The organism is Rhizobium sp. BIGb0125 (assembly GCF_024810055.1).
Lineage (GTDB): Bacteria > Pseudomonadota > Alphaproteobacteria > Rhizobiales > Rhizobiaceae > Agrobacterium.
In genome coordinates this window covers 46,408-69,220 of sequence record NZ_JANUDV010000009.1, presented here as the reverse complement: position 1 = coordinate 69,220, position 22,813 = coordinate 46,408, and the positions used below count along the sequence as shown (strand labels likewise).

At 52.9% G+C, this 22,813-nt stretch carries 16 protein-coding genes; 5 read left to right on the top strand and 11 right to left on the bottom strand.

Going from position 1 to position 22,813, the window contains the following annotated elements; genetic code table 11:
- The first annotated feature begins 83 nt into the window (after positions 1–83).
- From glf to M2418_RS22195, 4 genes are all read left to right on the top strand, one after another.
- Complete coding sequence (glf, locus tag M2418_RS22210; protein ID WP_259149151.1) at positions 84–2,324, top strand: UDP-galactopyranose mutase; 2,241 nt, start codon at positions 84–86, stop codon at positions 2,322–2,324.
- Positions 2,317–5,559, top strand: coding sequence for a glycosyltransferase (locus M2418_RS22205; RefSeq protein ID WP_405049467.1), 3,243 nt, complete (start codon positions 2,317–2,319; stop codon positions 5,557–5,559). The genes glf and M2418_RS22205 overlap by 8 nt, the downstream gene beginning before the upstream one ends.
- The gene (locus M2418_RS22200; protein ID WP_250984637.1) at positions 5,556–7,817 is read left to right on the top strand and encodes a glycosyltransferase family 4 protein; all 2,262 of its coding nucleotides are present in this window, start codon (positions 5,556–5,558) and stop codon (positions 7,815–7,817) included. The genes M2418_RS22205 and M2418_RS22200 overlap by 4 nt, the downstream gene beginning before the upstream one ends.
- A gap of 109 nt (positions 7,818–7,926) precedes the next feature.
- Positions 7,927–8,394: a MarR family winged helix-turn-helix transcriptional regulator gene (locus tag M2418_RS22195; RefSeq protein WP_259149149.1), complete on the top strand. Its 468-nt coding sequence runs from the start codon at positions 7,927–7,929 to the stop codon at positions 8,392–8,394.
- A 126-nt stretch (positions 8,395–8,520) separates the two neighbouring features.
- On the opposite strand, the gene M2418_RS22190 is transcribed toward M2418_RS22195, so the two are convergent.
- The 6 genes from M2418_RS22190 to M2418_RS22165 all read right to left on the bottom strand — a co-directional run bounded on the left by M2418_RS22190 (position 8,521) and on the right by M2418_RS22165 (position 14,889).
- Positions 8,521–9,615, bottom strand: a complete 1,095-nt coding sequence (locus tag M2418_RS22190; RefSeq protein WP_259149320.1) for a polyamine ABC transporter substrate-binding protein — start codon at positions 9,613–9,615, stop codon at positions 8,521–8,523.
- 304 nt (positions 9,616–9,919) lie between these two features.
- Positions 9,920–10,249, bottom strand: a complete 330-nt coding sequence (locus M2418_RS22185) for a hypothetical protein (RefSeq protein ID WP_259149147.1) — start codon at positions 10,247–10,249, stop codon at positions 9,920–9,922.
- Between the two features lie 240 nt (positions 10,250–10,489).
- A complete protein-coding gene (locus M2418_RS22180; RefSeq protein ID WP_259149146.1) occupies positions 10,490–12,091 on the bottom strand; it encodes a GMC family oxidoreductase in 1,602 nt (533 codons plus the stop codon).
- Between the two features lie 219 nt (positions 12,092–12,310).
- Entirely contained in the window at positions 12,311–13,087 is a 777-nt protein-coding gene (locus M2418_RS22175) for an alpha/beta fold hydrolase (protein WP_192490156.1), read from the bottom strand.
- Positions 13,088–13,396: 309 nt separating this feature from the next.
- On the bottom strand, positions 13,397–14,563 hold the full coding sequence (locus tag M2418_RS22170) for a M20 aminoacylase family protein (protein ID WP_250984641.1): 1,167 nt from the start codon (positions 14,561–14,563) through the stop codon (positions 13,397–13,399).
- Positions 14,564–14,643: 80 nt separating this feature from the next.
- On the bottom strand, positions 14,644–14,889 hold the full coding sequence (locus M2418_RS22165) for a hypothetical protein (RefSeq protein WP_259149144.1): 246 nt from the start codon (positions 14,887–14,889) through the stop codon (positions 14,644–14,646).
- Between the two features lie 175 nt (positions 14,890–15,064).
- On the opposite strand from M2418_RS22165, the gene M2418_RS22160 reads away from it, so the two are divergent.
- Positions 15,065–16,144 (top strand): helix-turn-helix domain-containing protein, encoded by a 1,080-nt coding sequence (locus M2418_RS22160; protein WP_192490168.1) that lies wholly within the window; start codon positions 15,065–15,067, stop codon positions 16,142–16,144.
- A gap of 23 nt (positions 16,145–16,167) precedes the next feature.
- On the opposite strand, the gene M2418_RS22155 is transcribed toward M2418_RS22160, so the two are convergent.
- From M2418_RS22155 to M2418_RS22135, 5 genes are all read right to left on the bottom strand, one after another.
- Positions 16,168–16,539, bottom strand: a complete 372-nt coding sequence (locus M2418_RS22155) for a hypothetical protein (RefSeq protein WP_250984643.1) — start codon at positions 16,537–16,539, stop codon at positions 16,168–16,170.
- Entirely contained in the window at positions 16,536–17,396 is an 861-nt protein-coding gene (locus tag M2418_RS22150; protein ID WP_250984644.1) for an extradiol ring-cleavage dioxygenase, read from the bottom strand. Before M2418_RS22150 ends, M2418_RS22155 begins: the two co-directional genes overlap by 4 nt.
- Positions 17,397–17,653: 257 nt before the next feature.
- Positions 17,654–18,394, bottom strand: coding sequence for a response regulator (locus M2418_RS22145; protein WP_259149142.1), 741 nt, complete (start codon positions 18,392–18,394; stop codon positions 17,654–17,656).
- A gap of 791 nt (positions 18,395–19,185) precedes the next feature.
- Positions 19,186–21,711, bottom strand: coding sequence for a two-component system VirA-like sensor kinase (locus M2418_RS22140; RefSeq protein ID WP_259149141.1), 2,526 nt, complete (start codon positions 21,709–21,711; stop codon positions 19,186–19,188).
- On the bottom strand, positions 21,668–22,696 hold the full coding sequence (locus tag M2418_RS22135) for a cytochrome-c peroxidase (protein ID WP_259149140.1): 1,029 nt from the start codon (positions 22,694–22,696) through the stop codon (positions 21,668–21,670). Before M2418_RS22135 ends, M2418_RS22140 begins: the two co-directional genes overlap by 44 nt.
- Positions 22,697–22,813: the final 117 nt, after the last annotated feature.

The following is a 22,813-nucleotide window of genomic DNA, read 5'->3' as shown; positions in this document are numbered from 1 at the left end:
AGAAGTTTCTACCCGAAAATGCCCCGCTCATCTGTTTTTCACATCTGAGATGGGATTTCGTGGTGCAGAGACCTCAGCATCTCATGCAGCGCTTCGCTGCAGATCGCCAAGTATTTTTCTTTGAAGAATTCATCCCAACGGATCATCACCTCGCCTATCTCGAAATCCACCCTTTCGATGGCACTCCAGTCAAGGCGGTTCGCCCACGGATTCCGCACTGGTGGAACGAGACCGAACGCGAGGCTGGCCTTGCAGGTCTTCTGGGCGAGCTCCTTGCGCTACACGGCGGCGAGCGGCCAGTGCTGTGGTTCTATACACCAATGATGTTTGGTTTTGCCAAGCATTTTGATGCCGCAGCAGTGATTTATGATTGTATGGACGAACTTGCAAACTTCAAACTGGCACCACCACACCTTAAGTCGACGGAAGCCGAGTTGATTGATCGTGCGGATGTTGTCTTTACGGGCGGCGTAAGCCTGTATGAGGCTAAGAAGCATCGTCACGACAATATCCACCCCTTTCCCTCAAGCGTCGACAAATGTCATTTTCTATCCGCTCGAGGCAAGCTGCCTGAGCCGCTTGACCAGGCATCGATTCCTCACCCGAGATTTGGTTACTACGGGGTGATTGATGAAAGGCTTGATCTGGAACTGATTGGTTCACTAGCCGCTAGCCGTCCGGAGATGTCATTCGTCTTTCTTGGACCTGTGGTGAAAATCTCGACGAGTGACCTGCCGCAAGCACCTAATATCCATTATCTGGGCCAGAAACGTTACGACGATTTGCCTGCCTATCTGTCAGGGTGGGATGTTGCGCTTATGCCATTCGCACTCAATGAAGCGACACGGTTCATAAGCCCGACCAAGACCCCCGAATATCTTGCAGCCGGTCGCCCGGTCGTTAGTACAGCAGTGACAGACGTTGTGCGCAGCTACGGAAATGTGCCTGGGGTGTTCATTGCCGACGGGACTGAGGATTTTTGCAATGCTTGCGATAAAGCGATCACGATTGCAAAGTCAGGTACTTCCTGGCTGCGCGATGTTGATAGTGTCCTCGCATTATCGTCCTGGGATATAACATTCCGTTCCATGTCCGCTCTGGTGGACGAAGCAGTATTGCGAAATGGCAGCGCGCGCAATGCTGCTAAAAAGCCGCTCCTGAGGGAAAGTAGCCAGGTCCAGAGCGATACATATGACTACTTGATCGTTGGCGCAGGTTTTGCGGGTTCAGTTCTTGCCGAGCGGTTGGCTGCAGACGGAGACAAGAAGGTTCTCGTTTGCGACAGACGTCCTCACGTCGCCGGTAACGCCTATGATCACTATGATGAAGAAGGGGTTCTTGTTCACAAGTATGGCCCACACATTTTTCACACCAATAGCGACGAAGTCTTTGCCTACCTATCCCGCTTTACGGCGTGGCGCCCTTATGAACACCGGGTATTGGCGCAGATCGGCGAATTGCGCGTGCCGATCCCGATCAACCGAACCACACTAAACATGATTTACGGGCTCGACCTGCCGAGCGAAGCAGCAGCTGCACTTTTCCTCGCCGGCCGCGCCGAACCATGTGATCCAATCTCGACGTCAAAGGACGTCGTCATTTCGCAGGTCGGCTCTGAGCTCTATCGGACATTTTTCGAAGGATATACCCGCAAGCAATGGGGTCTTGATCCCTCCGACCTGGACCGCTCTGTGACCGCGCGTGTTCCAACCCGCACCAGCACCGACGACCGCTATTTCCTCGACACATTTCAGGCCATGCCGCTCAACGGTTACACCCAGATGTTCGAGCGTATGCTGGATCACGATAATATCACCTTGATGCTGGGCACGGATTTTGCCGAACTCAAGCAGGCACGCCTTGCAAAACATATTATTTTCACGGGTCCGATCGATGAGTATTTCGACTATCAATTCGGGCGCCTTCCCTACCGAAGCCTGAAATTTCGGCACGAGACACACGATGCCGAATGGGTATTACCAGTCGCAGTCGTGAATTACCCCTCAGAGGAAGTCGAGCATACCCGCATCACTGAATACAAGCATCTGACAGGCCAGTCTCACGAGAAAACCAGCATAAGCTATGAATATGCCTGCGCAGACGGAGATCCCTATTATCCTATACCTCGGCCCGAAAACCAGGCTCTCTACAAGCGATACGAGGCACTCGCGCGTCAACTGGGTGATGTGACCTTTGTCGGTCGGCTTGGCACCTACAAATATTACAACATGGACCAGGTGGTTGGTCAGGCGCTTGCGACGTATAGACGCCTGAAGAAACGACACGATGTCGGCGCGGTACTGGCCGATGTCCATCGTGACTGACAAGCTGCGAATAGTGCTTGCCACAGACAGCCTCGACCCATCAGGCATGGGCGAGCACATGATTGCGCTTGGTCGAGCACTTAGTTTGGACTGGGATGTAACTCTGTCTTTGATGACGGAAGACCGGACAGGCGTGTTACCCCGCGCTGCGCGTCATGGTCTCGGCATACGGCTTTCTGGCAATCACGAAGAATTCGGCAACTGGCTGACCACAGCCGATATAGACCTCCTGCATGTCCACGCCGGGATCGGATGGGAAGGACATGATCTTGCAGCAGCCGGCCGTCAAAAAAACATTACGGTTATTCGAACGGACCACCTCCCGTATTTGCTGACAGATCCTGCACAAAAGGAGCACTACAGGCAGCAGACCCTGGGCGTCGCGCACCACATAGTCGTTTCCGCTGCATCAGCGGAAAGCTTCCGTAGCAGCGTCGATCCTGCCCGTCTATCAACCATCCGTAACGGTATTTTTCCTTTCGAGCCCAGCCTCGAAACTTCCAATTTTAAACAGGAGTTAGGGGTTGAGGGACGGATCGTTCTGTTAACCGTCGCGCGTTTCACGGCACAAAAAGACCATGCAACCCTCCTGCATGCACTGCCGAAGATTGTTCGGACTTACCCGACCGTGATTCTGCTGTTGGCAGGCTCCGGAAGCGAGCGACAAAAAATCGAGACCCTCGTCAAAGAGCTTGGCCTTGAGGACCACGTCCGCTTTCTCGGGCAAAGACAAGATATTGCCCGGCTCATGGAAATTACCGAACTTTTGGTTCTCCCGTCGCTTTTTGAGGGCCTTCCCCTCGCGATACTTGAGGCCATGTCGCTTGGAGTTCCAGTCGTTGCCACGCGTATTGGTGGCACTGTTGAGGCGCTGGGCGACACTCACCCGTTCTTTGCAGAACCGGGCATTCCAGACGCTATGGCCTGCGCCATCATCGGAGCCCTCGCCGATCCTCGCCGCATGGCAGAGGCCGGGACAATGGGTCACGATCGCTTCCGCGACAACTTTTCTGCCCACCGCATGGCAGCGGAGACGGCCTCGATTTATCAGCGATTTATCAGCAAGCCAGCGAAGCGCTTTCACAAGGACAACTCCATGCAGAAAACACGTCTGGCCTTCATCGGTGCCGGGGGGATTGCCCAACGTCATCTGGATATCCTCGCGCAGTTTGCCGACGTGGAGATGGCAGCATTTGCTGATCCTGATTTGGCCAAAGCAGACCAGGCCGCGATCCGGTTTGGCGCGAGATCGTTCGAGCATCACCGAGACATGTTGGACGCAGTAAAACCTGATGCTGTTTATATCTGCATCCCGCCTTTCGCCCACGGAATACCGGAACATGACCTGATCGAACGCGGGATCCCGTTCTTCGTTGAAAAACCGGTTTCGCTCCATCTGCCGACTGCCGAAGAAATCTCGGCGGCCGTCATCGCCAAAGGGTTGATCACGGCCGTCGGCTATCACTGGCGTTATCTCGATATCGTTGATGAAGCGCGGGCTCTTCTGGAGAACAATCCCGCCCAGCTCCTGTCGGGTTACTGGCTGGATTCTACCCCGCCACCCGAATGGTGGTGGAAGCAGGACAAGTCAGGCGGACAAATCATTGAGCAGGCGACGCACCTCCTTGATCTGGCTCGGTTTCTTTTCGGCGAGGTGACCGAGGTCTACGGCCGTGTTGGACACAAAGACCGACCAGACTTCCCCGGTTTGGATGTTCCAACGGCCACAACAGCCAGCCTCACCTTCCAGACCGGAGTGATCGCCAACATCGCATCCACCTGCCTGCTCGGCTGGAACCACCGCGTCGGCCTGCATATCTTTGCCGATCGACTTGCTATCGAACTGACAGACCACGAAATCATGGTTGACGTTGGGAGCGGTCGACCGGTGCGTGGTGCCGACGGCGATCCCGTCTGGCGCGAGGATCGCGATTTCGTCGACGCCGTTCGCGGCGGCGAGAACCGTATCCGCTGCTCTTACGAAGACGCGCTTGCAACGCACAGGCTGGCGCTGGCTGTCATGTCTTCTGCACGTGCGGGGAAACCCGTGCGGCTCGAAGCAGCACCTGTGCAGCGAACGCCACTGGCACCCCTGACACACCAGCCGCGTTCAGAAGAACCGCATGCAGTGATGCCCCCTGGCCACCGCCATATTCGTTCTCTCGGTGTGGAGGCGCCCGGCCGGACCTACTTCTTCGAATATGAAGAAGGCCCTCCCGTCGATGGTCAGGTCAGGCTGGACACGCTCTATACTGGTCTTTCTGCGGGCACCGAACTGACTTTTCTCAAGAACAGCAATCCCTATTTCCGGTCTCGGTTCGACCGCGATCGTGGCGTGTTCATCGAAAACGAGCCCGATCTGCATTATCCCGTTCCCTTTCTGGGATACATGGAGGTGGCGCGAATATCTCAATCCCGCGCCTTCGGACTTTCCGATGGCGCACTTGTCGCATCAGCTTACGGGCACAAAACCGGCCACACCGCTGACCCTTTCCACGACGTGCTGGTACCCTTGCCGAACGAACTTGATCCCTTGCTTGGCGTCCTGGTCGCCCAGATGGGCCCTATTTGCGCCAACGGTATCCTTCATGCTGATGCGGAAGCCTTTGGGCTACACGTTCCTGCTCTCGGGGCCGGCGTCAACGGTCGCCCCATTATGGTAATCGGTGCGGGAACCGTTGGCCTGATGACGGCATTGTTTGCCCGCTCGCTGGGTGCTTCGGACGTGATCATTACTGATCCGTCTGAATTCCGGCGGGGCAAAGCCGACGCAATGGGCCTCACGGCCATGACAGAGGAACAGGGCTGGCAGCATGCAAAGGCACGCTGGCATGATGGTGCGATGGGGCGCGGCGCTGACCTTGTATTTCAGACGCGAGCCCATGCTGGCAGTCTGCACACAGCGCTAAAGTCCTTGCGTCCTCAAGGCACGGTGATCGACCTGGCGTTCTATCAGGGCGGAGCCGATCACTTGCGGCTCGGTGAGGAGTTTCACCACAATGGCTTGAACATTCGCTGCGCACAGATCAATCGAGTTCCCCGCGGGCTGGCACCGCTCTGGGATCGGCGCAGGCTGGCCCAAGCCACGGTGGATCTTCTACTCACTGAAGGCAAAATCATCCGTGAGCACATGATTTCGCATGTGCTTCCTATCGATGACGCGCCTGGCTTTTTAAACGACTTAATCAAGAATCGACCGGAATTCCTGCAGATTGTCTTCCAGGTGAACGAATGATTGGGGAGGCCGCACCTGTGCGAATTCTGTTCGTTTTTGCCTGGCTGGTCGTAGGCGGTGAGGAAACCGAAGTACGGCTGCTTGCAAAGAATCTGGATCCCAAGCGGTATCGTATCGACGTGACAGCATGCTTCCATAGACCTGGCATGACAGACCAAACTCATGAGCAACTCCGAGCACTTGGCGTCGACGTTGACACGACACCCTATGGGCTGTCCTTCGACGATACGGTCGAGTATCTGGCCGGGAAAATTCCTCTCTACGACGTCGTAATATCTTGCCAGAACGTTGCTGACATCTACCCGGCACTCGAGCTATTACATCTGCGCCCGCCGCTAATCGAGCACGGCGGGCTTGTATCGGAGGCGCTGGCGGGACCTAAGCACTACACGACCAGATATGTTGGTGTCTGTCAGACCATCCGCGATGCAGCAGCTTCCAGGATGGAAGGGCGAGAACATCATGCCTTGGAAATACCCTCCATGGTGGATCTCACTACCTTTGATGCGAACGACCGTAGCACCATGCGCAACACGCTGGGAATTCGCGACGGTGACATGCTGGTAGGATGGGTCGGACGGCTGGATCCCAAAAAGAATGTTGAGGATTTTATCAAGGCGGCGGCATTCGTTCACGATAGGCATGAATCCGCACGCTTCGTCATTGTTGGCGGCCCGGACGCTTTTTACCCCGACTATGCAGAGCATCTGAAGGAACTCGCGGGCAGCCTGGGACTAGATAATACCCTGCAGTTTCTTGGAGACCGCAAAGATGTCCCCACCCTCCTTTCGGCTTTCGACATTTTTGTCTGGCTATCAGCTGGTGAGGGCATGCCGCATGTTATAGCCGAGGCGGGTGCGGCAACACTGCCCGTCATCGCGACACCTGACAACGGTGTGCTCCAGCAAATCGATCCTGGTAGGTCGGGACTTCTCGTACCATTCAACGATCCGGTTATCGTTGCGCAATGTCTTAGCGATCTGATTGTCTCACCGGACCTGCGCAATGCCCTGGGTCAGGCATTGCGTTTGAAAGTAGAGGCAACCTACTCCGTCGAGGCGGTGCTGCCGCAATGGGAGAACCTTATTGACGAGGTGGTCAAAGAACGTCGGCCAGCTGAGCCGACGGGTCTTTTTCAATCCTTCCTACAGGGAGGATTTGAATGTTCTACACATCGTCTGCGTCCCAATGAAAATCAACCTACCGGGCGGCGCCTCGACCTAATAGCATCGACTGGTCACGATATTTATGCTGCTCAAGACTACCGCCAGCTTTCTGATCTGGGAATACGAACAGTAAGGGACGGTTTCCGTTGGCACCTGATTGATCGGCCAAACGGCTATGAATGGACAAGTGTCATACCGATGTTACGAGCGGCCTCGGAGGTTGGAACACAGGTCATCTGGGACTTGATGCACTATGGATGGCCAGACGACGTCGATATCTGGTCTCCCCGGTTCGTTGACCGTTTTGCGGATTATGCCGCCGGCTGCGCACGAATTGTTCAAGAAGAGAGTGACGGCATCCCTTTTTATTGCCCCGTTAACGAGATTTCGTTCTTATCCTGGGGAGGTGGTGATGCAGCCTATCTCAATCCGTTCGCACATGGTCGCGGTTTCGAGCTCAAGGTGCAGTTGGCACGCGCAGCGATTGCTGCCATGGACGCAATTCTGACTGTAGACCCGCGCGCTCGTTTCGTGCACTGCGAACCAGCTATCAACGTTGTCACGGATCCAGAACGCCCTTGGGAAGAACGTTTAGCCGACGGACACCGAAAGTCACAGTTTCAGAGTTGGGACTTGATTGCAGGACGGTTATGGCCCCAGATCGGTGGTGCGGAACGCTATCTCGACGTCGTGGGTGTCAATTACTACTTTAATAATCAGTGGATCCACGGAGGACCGCCACTCGATATCGGGCATAGACTGTACAAGCCCCTCAGCAATATATTGATAGAGACTTATGCCCGTTATGGCAGGCCAATGCTGATTTCCGAAACAGGTATCGAGAATGAGCGAAGAACCGCGTGGTTCGAATATGTGACGAGGCAGGCTGACATCGCAATGGAAGCCGGCGTACCGTTGGAAGGCATTTGCCTGTATCCCATCGTCAACCATCCCGGCTGGGACGACGAGCGGGCCTGCCAAAACGGCTTGCTGTCTGCTGTGGCCAAACCTCCGAAAAGAGACGTTTATCAACCGCTTGCAACCGCCATAGAGATGTATTCCCTGACCCACCCGTGTTCACAAGCCAAATGACTTCTGCAGCAGGAACACTGGGAGAACCCAGACATGTGAGATTTTTGTTATCGCGATATTGATTTTCGCGATTCGAGATAGTAAATCTTTGAGTGACAGGAGCACTCAAATGACTGATAAAGCCAATCCCCCGCCCCCTTTAACCGCACAGCTCTGCTACTCGATCTATTCGGCCGGCATAGCAATACAGCGAGCATACAAGCCTTTTCTTGACGAACTCGGCCTGACTTACCCCCAGTATCTCGTGCTGAATATTCTTTGGGCTCAAGACGAGCAAACGGTTGGATCGATCGCCAACAGCCTTGCCCTGGAATCCAGTACACTGACACCACTCCTGAAACGACTTGAAGTTGCGGGCCTGTTGCATAGAACTCGCAGTAAAGAGAATGAACGGCAAGTTGTTGTGGCGCTTACTGAAGAGGGGCGCGCCTTGCAGCGAAAAGCTGGTTGTCTAAGCGACGCGTTACTATCAGCGTCAGCACATAGTCCACATGATCTGGCGCTTCTCAACCGCGACATTAGAAATCTACGCGACGAAATTTACGCGAACATTGAAGGTTGGAGTGCTCCCGTCTGACCGACGAGAGCCCAGCATCTGTGTCAAGCACTTTAACGACACTGTAAATGCATCCCGCCAAGATCAGTGTGTTCGTAACGTGGACCATAAAGAAATGGCCCACCGCATTTTCTTGGGGCAGCTGGCCTAATTCTCTGATTTGAGCGCTGTCCACAGCCTGTTCAGCACACGCTGTTGCGTAGCGTCGTATGGTGAAATTGTAAAAAGCCTGTCGAGGACCGCCGCTGAAGGATAGATTGAGGGGTTTTTGCGAACTTCCTCATCTAGAAACTCTTGAGATGCAAGGTTACCATTTGCGTATTGTACGTAATTGGAAGCTCTGGCAATGACTTCGGGCTTCATCAGATAATTGATGAAGGCATGTGCTTCATCCACGTTTTTTGCATCGGCAGGAATGGCCAGATTGTCAAACCACATATAAGTGCCCTCTTTGGGAATGACGTAACCCAAATTGACCCCGTTGCCAGCTTCTTCCGCCCTTGCCTTCGCCTGCAGCACGTCACCCGAGAAACCGATCGAAATGCAAATGTCGCCTGTTGCAAGCTCATTGATATAGGCCGACGAGTTGAACGAGCGCACCGACGGACGGATTGATTTGAAGACCTCAACACCACTCTTGAGATCATCCGATTGTTTGCTATCGGGATTTTTACCGAGGTAAGACATGGCAATAGCGACCGTCTCGTCAGGCGCGTCCAAAATATTGATGCCGCACGCTGCTAGCTTTTTTGCATTGTCGGGGGCAAAAAGTACGTCCCAGCTGTCGATTGCGACATCGCCTAACGCAGTTTTGACCTTCTCGACATTATATCCGATACTTGTCGTTCCCCACATGTAATTGACGGCATATTGATTTCCAGGATCATAAGCGGCAAGCCGTGTCATGATGTCCGGCCACATATTGCGGAGATTAGGGAGCTTTGATTTATCCAGTTTCTGGAAAACCCCTGCGTTGATCTGTCTGGCAAGGAAGGGGCCGGTCGGAACAACAACATCGTAGCCTGATGCTCCTGCGAGGAGTTTTGTCTCAAGCAGTTCGTTGTTGTCGAATACGTCGTATATAACCTTTATTCCTGTTTCTTTTGTAAAATCATCAAGTATTGACTGTTCGATATAGTCGGACCAGTTGTAAACATGCACAACGCGGTCAGCAGCAATGGCGGAAGTCGCACTACCGATAACGGCAGCGCCGAAGATTACGCGCAACAATATTTCGTGCATAAAAGCCTCTTTTATGAAGTTGATGACATAGCGTCGCGAGTAATTCAGTGTGAGAGGGCCGCTTTGACGGTGCCGACAAAGAATTGCCAAGGCCGCGCCCCTACGGGGCTAATGGCAGCAGCCAAGACGTTTCTGGATCAAACTGGGCACACCTATTGAAATACGGACGACGGCCAAAAATGCGTGCGGCCTGTTTCGTCTGTATTTCCGTTTTATGGATTCACATTTCAATTGCAGTACGACACCTGCGAGTTGCGCTATGGTGACTGGCGAAACTAAAGCAAAGAATGGTGCGCGCAGAACATTATCGATGGCACAGAATCAAATATAAAACGGCCATGATGCTCAGCAGAGATAAGGCTGCCGCGCCGATCGTGTATAGTTGTCGGAATTCATCTGGTTCGCCATCGGAAGAATGGAATGACTGTTCATTGCGTTGACTCACATCCAACGCAACGGGCAAATCAGGAGCGCATTTGGCACCAATTTTCTCCCCGGATTTATCAAATAACCGATCTTGATAATCCCACGATATCAGCGCTTTCCTGCGTCTCTCGGATCGCTTTGGATTGAGGTCTTCAGGTCTGTCACTACTTGGCGCTTTTTCAGCGTAGTCCTCGGGTCCAAATCCCATTCCCTCACCTCCGTCGCATGAGAGACTAGAATTTCATGGCCGCTTTTCAGCCGAGTTACATTTCATTACTTATGTCTTATAAATGAAACATGCCCGGTTATTTGAAAGGTCTGCTCACACAGGGTAGCGAAGGTTTTCTGACGCTTACTGAAGGGCAACAACAGGGCGACATTGCCGCCAGCACCCCACAATAGGACGCAGCTTACAGGCTCTGAGGAGCCTGTAAGCCAGTGATAAAGGTCAGGACGAAATTCCGTTATCCGCCTTTAACATGTCTGCCGCACGTTCGCCGACCACCACACATGGAGCCATCAAGTTGCCGACGGGTATTCTCGGCATAACCGAGGCGTCGGCAATGCGCAGATTTTTGACACCATACACACGCAGGCGTGAATCAACGACTGACATGGCATCTCGTCCCATTTTGGCCGTACACGACTGGTGCCAATACGTGACAGCGGAGTTGCGTATAAAGTTCTCCATACTTGCGCGGTCGCGTATGGCGGGAATGACTTCCCGCTTGATCAAGGACCGAAAACGATCACTGTTGCCCAATTCCCTGCACAATTCGATAGTGCGAAAGGCTGTGTCCATATCCTGAGGATCGCTCAGTGAGTTGGGTGTAACAATAATCGGGTCGTTGGGTTGCGGGCCGGACAGGCGAACGCATCCACGGCTCTTGGGCTGAGCAAGCCCGGCGAACATCGTCCAACCATGTTCAGGCGCTTGCAATCCTACCTCAGGTGGCGGCGGCACTGCGAATTCCAGCTGGCACTGCACCATATCAGGCGCAGGCAAGCGCGCGTCGCTCTTTGCATAGAGCACTGCTTCGCAGCCGCCACCACCCACCAATTGAGGTTTCAGATATTCCCAGGTACAGCCGAAGGCTATGTGGTCCTGATGATTTTCCCCAACCCCCGGAAGGCCTTGGACGATAGGAATACCGTGGCGTCGCAATTCATTTGCCGGTCCAATACCGGATTGCATAAGCACTTTGGGCGTATGTACCGCCCCAAGAGACAGCACAACTTCGCGATCGGCACCGACGCGCAAAATCTTATCACCAACCATGGCTTCTACGCCGACGGCTGTCTTGCCTGAAAAAATGATCCGAGTGACAAGCGCGCCCGTCAAGACCGTGAGGTTTGGCTGGCTCATGATCGGTTGCGTATATGAACGAAAAATCGACTGCCGCTTGTTGTCACGGATTCGCAACTCAGCAATGGCGGCTCCGCCGTCACCCTCCATCATCTCGCCATTGGCGCTTTCAAATTTCGCGATGCCGAGATCCTTCGCGGCATCAACCGTGATCTCCGCAAGCGGCTGAGGGGAATGGGGCTGTGCAACATATACCGGTCCACCCGCCCCCCGTCGTGTCGGATCAGCTTTACCCTGCCAATCTTCAATACGACGGTAATAGTTCAGAATAGAATCGTATCCCCAGTCCGGATCACCTGTCTCGTCAGCAAAATAGTCCCAGTCAGCCTTGTGACCGCGGGCCCAAACCATGACATTGATACTAGACCCACCGCCGAGTACCTTGCCCATGTTCAAGGGAAGACGACGACCATTAAGGTGTGGTGAGGGCTCGCCTTCGAATGCCCAGTCGTGCGATGAACCAAGATTAAGCGGCCATTGGGCCGGGTCTGAAATCGAAGGCGCGTTGTCGTCGCCACCAGCCTCAATAAGAAGGACCTGAACGTTTTTGTCCTGGGCCAGGCGAGCAGCGACCACAGAGCCGCTAGAGCCAGCTCCGCAGATGATGAAATCGAAATGGGTACGAAATTTAGTGCGATGAGCCCGTGCTTCCGGACCGTCGCGGTCTGTTGTGGCGTGTTCCATAAGTCACCTTGTATGTTGAATTAAATGTGTTGTTGCGCGGAGCGCAATGCTCAACCGACCTATGTCGGGAGCCGCGTTAAACAGAGATTTCAGCTTGTGGTCCGTCAGTTTCATTTGAAGTGAACGGGCCGAACTCGTCTGGAAAATGCATTGGTGTTTTCAAGCGAGTGCATTTTTGCACTCGCTTGATGTTTCTGTTGTCAGTTTGCTTTGTTGTTGTCAGTTGGCTTTGTTCTGGATTGTCTTGGCGGCCTCATCGATCGTGTCTGCGACAACCTTTGGCTGTGTCATGAACAGCGCATGGCTGGCTGAGACCTTGGTGATCTTCGCCTTGATCCGCTCAGCCATGTGAATGAGCATCGCCTGATCAAAGGCCTTGTCTTCCGTGGCAATGACAGCCCAGCTGGGCTTGGTGCGCCAGGCAGCATTTTTGAGCTTTGTGCCAAACACCTCCAGATTGATAGGAACCTGCGAGTCTCGCATGAAGGCTGCATCTTCATCACTGACATCATGGGCAAACCCGGCTTTGAATTTCTCGGGGCTGACAAAACCGAAGCCGTCATCGGCCTTGTCGATCACAAATTCGGAGGCTGGGGCAAAACCCTCATATTGCTGGCCAGTCGTTTCACCAGCATCTGGAGACAGGGCCGACACATACACCAGGCCAGCGACATTGGCGTGAATGCCTGCCTCCGTGATGACGGTACCGCCCCAGGAGTGACCGACAAGAATGGTTGGGCCGTCCTGACGGTCGAGTGCGCGGTTTGTCGCGGCAACATCGTCGTCAAGAGAAGTCAGGGGGTTCTGGACAATCGTTACCTTGTAGCCACGCTGGGTGAGCTGATCGTAAACGCCGCGCCATCCCGAACCGTCTGCGAATGCACCGTGGACGAGGACGACATTCTTGACGGGCTGGGCTGCTGATACTGAAGTTGCATGTCCTGCGGCGGCGATAGCGATAGCGGCGGCAGCTGTGAGGAATTTGTTGTCGGTCATCTGCATCACTCCGTTGTTATGCGATAACTATTATCGCGATAACTATATAAAACCAGACATCGCCATCTCAGTCAACTCCTTTTTTTCGAGATGGGTTTATTGGCGCTCGCAAGTGCGGCTGGTTATGGTGTTACCGCTGCACCTTATTTTTGTTTTGTCGTCAACGACTAAGGAAAACCGCGGCTTTCCAAATAGTTGGGTGGTGTTCGCAGTAATGCCATCTATTCAATCAAACATGGGCATACGCGTGCGCCAAGCCACCTGCCTCGAAAGTCAGCGGAATATTGTGCTGCGCCACCACGAGGTCATTCATCGTTGGGAGAGAATTGTCTCAACGAGACGAACCCAGTAACTCACGCCGAATGGGATGGCGTCATCGTTAAAATCATAGGCGGGATTATGTAATCCTGGCGTATCGCCGTTTCCTATGATTATGAAAGCACCCGGTCTGCTTTCCAGCATATAGGCGAAGTCTTCTGCTGCCATGCGGGGCTTGATGTCAGACGCTACCGCCTTTTCGCCAACGACCAGTTTTGCCACCTCTAGAGCGATCTCGGTCTCCTTCTCATGGTTGAATGTTACGGGATAACCATGGTTATAAGAGACGTCTGCTGTGGCCCCAAAGATGCTTGTCGTTAACCGCGTCACATCCTTCAGCCTCCTTTCCGCAAATGCGCGCATTCCAGCGCTCAACGTTCTCACGGTCCCAGTCAATCTCACTGTGTTCGGGATGACGTTATGGGCATTCCCCCCTTGAATGGATGCGACCGTAATCACCAGCGCATCGGATGGTTCGGTTTCGCGCGACACGATAGTCTGGAGCGCGATGACAAGGTGGGAGGCGACCACAATGGGATCAATTGAAAGATGTGGTTGACCAGCATGCCCGCCACGACCGTGAACAACGATATCGAAAGTGTCGGCAGCAGCCAGAATTGCTCCTGCCCGGATTGCAAAATATCCAACAGGAAGCATGGGCTCGTTATGCATCCCAAACACACGTTCTATGTCAAACCTCTCCATGAGCCCGTCCTTGACCATGGCTAGCGCCCCAGCCCCACCTTCCTCCGCTGGCTGAAAGATAACAGCCACTGCACCTCGGAAATTGCGCGTTCCACTGAGGTATCGAGTGGCTCCAAGGAGCATGGCCATGTGACCATCGTGCCCGCAGGAATGCGCACGACCGGATATCTTCGACGCCCAGGATTTGCCGCTTCGCTCAAGGATCGGCAGGGCATCCATATCTGCCCGCAACCCGATGACCGGCCCCTCGCCCAACGTTCCTTTGACAAGGCCCACAACCCCGGTTTCGCCGATACCAGTCTCAATCACATCGCAACCGAATTGCGAGAGTTTGTCAGTGATGAAACGGGCAGTCGCATGGACGTCGTAGAGAAGTTCCGGGTTCTGGTGGAGATGACGCCGCCAGGCAATCACGTCATCACCCATCTCACCAATACCGTGCGCAAGCAGCATCTTGAAAATCCTATGTCTTGAATAATGATAGACCGCCATGCTGGTCGCACGTTCGCCACCAGCACATTCGAGCCGGGTGGTCAGTCGGTGTGATCTGGCTCTAATGGGGCCACCTTGTCTTCACCGTCCGTCAGGCGGCCGTCGACTTGCAAATGCAGAAAATCGCCCTCGTCAGGCCACGGGTAATAAGGAGAAAAGTAGTAGGCTACACTACCGAAACCGACGATTTGTTTGAGAAACGAAAACGCTCTGCTGGCGCCCTTGAGAAGCGCAGAGTACAGCGGGCTAAGCCGCGAAATGGTTCCTGAAGAAACACTCAACTTCATGACAAATCTCCCGCCTATAGGCCGCTTTAGAAGCCTGCAGGTTGGCGAGGTGAGGTTTCGCTTTCGTATCAGCGATGGGTGTGTTGATTACAAATGGAATAGATTGCCAATTCCAACACTTCTTGCATATTTTCCATATTTTACTATATCTAATGTTCAATTAGTGGGTAAGTGCGTGAAAGATATTCTGACTACGGCGGACGCCGCGGAGTTATTAGGTGTTTCTGTGCGAACTGCCCAGTTATGGGTGGAAAGCGGTCAATTGCCGTCTTGGAAAACACCAGGCGGACACAGACGAATTCCCCGACAGGCAGTTCTGGATCTGATTGATGATCCCCATTCCGATGATATTCGCGTTTCAGCCCGGGGTGTGGTTGTCGCAGCTCAAGGTCGCGGTGCCCACTGGCAGCTGACCGGCCTTCCAGGATCAGGCTTGCTCCTGGATGTCGTGGAAGATGTCGAGGCCTTGTCCAAGTTGATCGCGGTCATCCCTCCTATGCTGATTATCGTTGAAAACGCAGATGAACCTGATCGAAAGCGGCTCATAACCGCGCTCGGCAACGATGTTCGCTACAGACAAACGCTTATCGTCAGTGCAACCGAAGCCGACGTTAATCATCCAGCGACGCGGATGTCCCGGCGCGTACAAGTGAAGATGTCGAGCGACGTCTCGCAGATGAGCGCAGCGGTCGTGGATTATCTGCGATCGACCAAGCCAGCTGATAATTTGTCCGCCGGCTTTCCGACGCCCTGGAATGAACGTGCGCGTCTGGAGGCAGTGAAGCAGTCCGAGTTGCTTCAATCGCCACCCGACACGAGCTTTGATCGCCTTGTACGCCTGGCAGCCGACGTCACACATGCTCCTGTCGCAATGTTCACTTTGATCACCAAGGACGCACAGTGGTTCAAATCGCGAATAGGGTTTGAAGGAGAACAGACCCCTCGAGACTGGGCATTCTGTAACAGTACGCTCATGGCAAACAAATTTACGGTGATAGAAGACCTGTCGAGAGTTGAGATATTCGAGGGCAATCCGGCGCTTGCAGCGCCATTTGGCTTTCGATTTTACGCGGGCGCTCCCGTTCGCGACAAATTCGACTTTGCGCTTGGCTCAATATGCGTCATCGACGTTGTACCGCGTACCTTGGCCCCTTCTGAGTTCGAAGCGCTGACAACTATCGCCGAGGCAACTACCAACTTAATTCGCGTTCGCGCCCAACAACGTGAAGAGCAAAACGCGTATTCTGCCATCTGAGAGGACACACACGTCGACAGCGCTTACGTGGCCACGGATGGGTAGGAGTGGCCCTGCCAATGCGCCAGCTTACCCGCAAATTCCCGATGAAATGATAGCGGTCCTGACCTAGCGGCATATGGCTCGTCGTAGATGCCTATGAAAAGAGTGAGATTGAGAAAGAAATGTGCTCCCATCTCAAACAAAGCCACGAAGTCATGTGCAGTGAGCGCATTGCGCTCATCTACCGTCAAGCTCATAATTGTCGATTCCTCTGCTGAATTTGACAGCAGAGTCGCACCGATCGTTTGTTCCCAACGTGCGACAAGGCCATGTGGATCGATGGTATACTGCCGCAACAATGCGGGATCTCGGTCCACCATGAAGAGAAACTTGTTGACGAAATATTTGCTCACGCGGCAGGCTCCTTTGGATACCAGGTAAAATATGCTTCCATTGTGTGAAACAGATCGAGATTGTCGACGTAATCAGCACATTCCGCACCAGCGACCCCCAGCATCAGTATAAAATTTAGAAAACCGTGCGTCGCGTTTCCGCTTTTTTCCATACTCTCGTGGCTGACATTTCGAAGTATTGCTTCGACATCACCAGTACGAAGCCACTCAATAGCTTGCCGGTCAAATACCGGATCCGGTCCCGTCTCCATGAATTGACGAGGTCCGCCCAACTCTAGGGAAAGATGGCCGGTACCGATTGCTGCGACCCTTTTCGAAGATGGAAAGCCCTCAATCGCTCGGCGAATAGCCAGGCCAAGGTCATAAAACCGTCTGACTGACGGCAAGGGTGGTGCAAAGATATTGGTGTAAATTGGCACAATGGGCAGGTCGTTTTGGGGCCGTAAAGTAATGATCGGGCAAACGATCGAGTGGTCGATTTTCAATTCATTGGAGAATGCAAAGTCAAAGTTCTGATCAAGCAATGACGTGTGCATGAACGCCGACATAGCCTCATCGCCCTGCAACATGTATTTCGGCAGGCCAAATTCGCGCTCTTCGTTATAAAATGTCGCGTCATACCTTGGAGCCTTCCCGATCAGAAATTGCGGACAATTATCCAGAAAAATCTGATGAAAATGGTCAGATCCGACCATGACGAGGATATCAGGCTGCGCGCGTGCCAAAGTCTCGCGATACGCTTCAACTTTGAGTCTCCATTCCGGCGCCTGAGGCATCTGCTCCTCAGCAGGCGCTGTGGTCGCTCTAAGATAAAATGGGTGGTGAGTGGATGCCAGTGTGGCAACTAGTTTAGCCAATGCCCTGCTCCTAAATAAACAGATAGGGTTAAGTCGGGCCAGACTGAAGCATTGAGAATGCTAGTGCGATTTAACCTACCCGAACTATGAGGTTTGCATCAGCTTTCTTAGGCAGGAATGCTTTCGCGGTTGTTTCAGATATGCATGTTTCTGTTTCGGGTGTAACAGTTTGTCGGGACGCGCGGAGATAGCCGCGCGCCGTATTTCGAGGACACCCTTGTCCTTGATCGCTTCATGACACTGCAGGGAGCGACAACCTAAGCTCTGCCAACAATCCTGCTAGCCGCGCCTCTGTACGTCGCGGTTACATCCGCATCAAACATGTAACCGGCGCCCCTCTCCGTCTTGATTAACGCTGGCTGTGAAGGATCCTTCTCCAGCTTTCGGCGTAATCTCAGGATCAGAACGTCGATACTCCTATCGAACACTTCTTCATTGTAAATTCGACTTGCCGAAAGGAGCTGCTCACGTGACAGGACCTGACGCGGCGATCGCAGAAAAGCTGTCAAAAGGTTGAACTCACCTGCTGTCAGCTTCACTTCTTGTTCGCCGCAATACATCAGCTTACGAAGCTTTATGTTGAGCTCCCATTCGTTAAATGAATAAATTTTCTTGTCTTTCTTGACTTCTATGGCAGGTTTTTCTCGTAATGATGAGCGAACGCGTGCCAACAACTCCCGCGTACCAAAGGGCTTAGTGATGTAGTCGACAGCTCCCAGTTCCAGCCCAACGACTTTGTCGGCCTCTTCAAGTCTGTCGCCGCTTATGATTATAATCGGATAATCAGACGTGCTTGATAGCTTTCGAACAATGTCGAGACCGTCTTCGTTTCCCAAATTCAGATCGACGATGATTAGGTCAATCGGGTCCGTGCTCAGAACTCTGGCAAGGTCCTGGCTTCCGCTGAGAACAGTTACCCTAAAGGCGTGTTGCGACAGGTAGTCCTTCAACAAGCTGCGCATGGCGGAATCGTCGTCTATCACCAATATGTGTTTCACGGCGCGGCTCCAATCTCCGCAAGGCAAATGACGGCTAATTGCTCGTCTCGACCTAAAACGTTGCAGTCCATGGGTCTTCGGTTCGGGACGGATTGTTTTGACGGGGACGTACCCACTATCAGATCTTCCTCCCTTGCAGACCCGCAAGCCATTTGATGGCAGTGGCCCGAGAGGCGTTTCAGCAAATCATACACTTTGAGTTTCCTTTTTTGACCTATCAAAAAGCTACGTCTATCGAAGGTTGAAATTACCGTAAATATCATTTGTATCAATTTTATCATTTTGTAAAGCGCCCTTGAAGTTATTAATTGTCCTAGTTTTGCGTTCCGCAGCGATATTTTTGGGCGGGGTATGTGCTCTACCTCCAGAGTTTCGTGTTCATGTCCGGAAGCTGGTGGAGGATTGCAAATGCAACATTGCAAAGAGGTCCCAGCCAAGGACCGTTGAGACCGAGACTGTGAGCGATGGCCTGTTAACTGATGGCTGATTTTTGAGTTTGGCGCTTTTTTCGAGGGGGTAGCCAAAGCTAACTGATGTTAGGAGACCGCAAATAAATGCCCATCCAAGAAGCAGACATTTAGTAATGTTTTTGTTCGAAGCATCGACAGGCAACTATAAGGGCAATAGCTAAGCCACTGAAAGGACCAAAATATATCCTTCCGTGGCTTCATAAATCCATGAAACACCATGCGACGAAGAGGATGTGTTTTGTTGAAAGCCAGTTTGAGCGGCACAGGCTTTAAGGCTCAGTCATTGATGACCGTGGCTGCCAGACAATATTAAGTACCGTGTCATATGGGACGGGTCAGACTGTCGAAAATGGCATTTGCCAACGAAGCGGAACTGAACGGGGTTTTCAATATCCGCGATCGCAGGTGAGAAAGTTCCGGGGTAAGTTCGAGGGTTCTGTCGCCCAGCAACAACATTCTCCCCTGCCCAAACAGAGTTTCCATATGACCAAGATCAGCCTTGGCGATAACGCATTTTTGATTGAAAATAGCGAGATCGGCACGCATACCGCGATCAAGCTCCCTGCGCAAATCGACCATGTCGGTGTAACCAATCGGCTCGTAGCCTAATGCGGCGACCTTCTCCTCATAGAGTTCCCGCAGCATCTTGTCCTCCTCAACAATAATCACCTGCTCCCCATTTCCGGTCGGCACCGCGCGCTCATTAAAGAAACTGTCTATCGGTAGCGGCGCTTTGACTGTGGACGGAAAATAAAGCGAAAACTCTGTGCCTTTGGCGCTTTCACTTTCCACGTTGATGCAACCACCCAAAGCACTGACTATTCCGTGGACGGCAGAAAGGCCAAGACCCGAACCACCAGAACTGGAATTCGTCGTAAAAAATGGCTCAAATATATGGGGCATTACATGTTCTGGGATACCAGGCCCCTCATCTTTGACCGAAAGGCAGACATATGCACCTGGCGCAATTTCGCCATGGGACAAAGCCTTTGTGCGAGCGACATCAAAAGTTTGAACCTCGATTTTCACTCTTTGCCCACGAGCCGATGCCTGACTGGCATTTTTGCACAAGTTCATAGCCAACTGGTGGATCTCCACCGGATTGCCTTCGATAACGGCTGACGTTTGGCAAAGGTACCAGTCCAGCACAACCTTGTTGCCCAAGGTAACCTGCAGGAGAGGCAGGATGTCGGCAATGGCATCAGCAACGTCAAATGGTTTGACAATCCGCTCGCGCTTGCGGCTGAAAGTCAAAATCTGATCCACGATATGTTTCGCCCGCGCCCCGCTCTTGAGTATTTCCTCGACATAATTGCGTGTCGCTGACGGTTTTCTAAGAAGCTGAACTGCCATCTCACCGTATCCGAGGATAGCACCGAGGACGTTGTTAAATTCGTGCGCAATGCCTCCAGCCAAAGTCCCGACGGCCTCAAGGCGTTGCGCGTGCTGCAGCCGCGTTTCGAGCCCGTCGCGCTCCTGCCGTCCCTTAATTGTCTCGATGAATTCCATGAACGTCTTTAATGTCGCCAGCAACAGGTGCATCTCATCTGTCGTGAAGTGCGCGCGTGCATTGTCGAGCGCAAGAACAAGTACCGCAATGTCCTGTTCACCCACTTCAGCGCCAACAACCAGATGGCAAATGTTCCTGTCGCGGACATCAAAGAGGTTGCCCAATCTCATAGAATGGCAGCAGGAAGTCTTGTCGTAGAAGCGAAATGTCGGAGCGCCTTTCTGGCGAATATGATTGCGGGTGAAATCCTTCAGGATAGCCCTGCTTTCACTGCTGTCTGGAAACTGGTGTGCGTCTCTCAGTTCGGACCGATCGGAGTTGTAGATGGCAAAACTGGCGCGATGAGCACCAAATATGGTTGAGATACGGGCCAGAGCGCGATCCATGAAGTCAGGGAATCTTGAAGGACAGCAATCAACCATATCGTCTTTGATATCCGCTATGACTTGCTCATAGTGCAGTCGTCGCTTGAGACGGGTCGTTTGTGCACGAAGTCGATAGACAAGAACACAAATATAGACGGACAGAAAGGACGCAATGATCCCCAGCATAATGCGGCTGGTAGACGCTCGCGACGACGCATCGGCCGCAATGCTTACGTACTTTGACTGAAGTTTTTCCGCACGCAGTGGTGTTGGCGATGCCTGGATAGCTGCGATCTTGGAGTCAACCCGCGGCAATACGGCCAGGATCATCTTTGCGTGCACAATCACGGTGCCAAAACTTTTCAAGACCGGAGCGGCGGTGTCGAATTCGGGCAAGTGGGACAGCCTTGCCTGGATCAGGGACTGGAGGCTTTCGTCAGGCCTTGTTGAAAACCGCATCATGAGGTTTCCAAGGTCGCTTGCACGAGCCAGCGCACGTTTAACCACCTCGTTGTCGGATTCGTGTAAAGTCGTCAGTGTCTGGCCAAACACACTAATCGAGTTTTGCAAAAGAGCGTTGCGTGTCTTGAACCCTTCAACCAAGACCTCATCTGAATCTATGCCTTTTGCCAAGTCCGTCAGCAGCTGGTGTAATTCGTCATCATCATTGAAGGGCGGGGTTTTCAGAAGCTCGGTAAGTTCGCTGATGGTACGCCTGAGATTTGAAACAGAATGGACGAGCGCGTCATATGACGGCAATAATCCTGCTCTGGCGCGCAGCACGTCGCGCTGCAAAGACGCATGATTGACATCAACTGCCCTCAAGTTCTGCATAACGGCTTCATGGACAGCACGGCCGGGATCTCTGCCTGCTACTACAAGCGCCAGAATGATTGCCGATATCGTCAGGATCCCGATTGGGAGGATTTCACCGAGACTCGTCAGTGACAGCCGTCGAGAGACGCTTACCATTATAAACCCCGGTCAAACTTTTCAGGAAAGCTTCTAAAGCTGCAATATCTTCGTCGTTGAGCTGGCGACCTAACTGGCTCTCCCCCATGATTGCGATCGCCTCCCTCAACGTTTCGGTTCGACCATCATGAAAGTAAGGCGCGGTGACCTCCACGTTGCGCAGACTTGGCACGCGAAAGACGTTCTCTTCTTTATCGTGGCGCTGCAGCCGCTTTTCCAGATCTTCAGGCTCATGCAAGGAGCGCGCATCCGGATCCCCGAAAACGCCAAATATCTGGAACATGTTGCCACCGACGTTGGAGCCTTGATGACAAGACACGCAGCCATACTCCATAAACAATTTCAGGCCCTGTTTCTGGTTAGGAGAAAGAGCCTGTTGATTACCTTCAAGGTACTGGTCAAACGACGAATCCGGGGTAACGAGTGACAGCTGGTATGCCACCAGAGCATCTAGAACGTTTTCGCGGTCTGCCTGCCGTCCATATTGCGCCGTAAAAACCTCGATGTAACTTTTTTGCCCATTGAGCCTTGAAAGCAAATCAGGCCATTCAATCGCCATCAGATTTGGATCATGAAGAATGGTCTCGTTCTGCGCCGCTAAAGACGTAAACCTGCCCCGCCAACCCAACCGGTAATTGTTGCCTACGTTAAATATCGTGGGCGCATTGAACTGGTGTACTTTCCCCTGGTATCCAACCGTTCTGGAAAGACGGATCGTGCCACCTGTTTGCAGATTGTGACAGGTACTGCATGACATCGCATTCTGCCCCGACAGAACAGGATCGTGAAAGAGACGTCGGCCAAGCGAAATCTTACTTGCATCAAGAACCGGCGGAGGCGGCAGCGGCGCCAAAGCCTCGTGATGGCCCGGATAAGGCTCTAGGCTCGCCGCAAATGTCGTGACAACACTGCACGATATTACAGCCGCCATCGCCAGAGGTTGGACGTACCGTTTTTCCGGGAAGCGACGGCGTACTTCATCCATACAGCGTTTCGCTCCCTATGGCTCAACTTTGAAATGACAATCAGGCTCATCACCCAGGACGGACTAGCCTCCTAAGCTGCAAGTAAGGATACCAAGTTTCAATTTTTTCACAAGTAT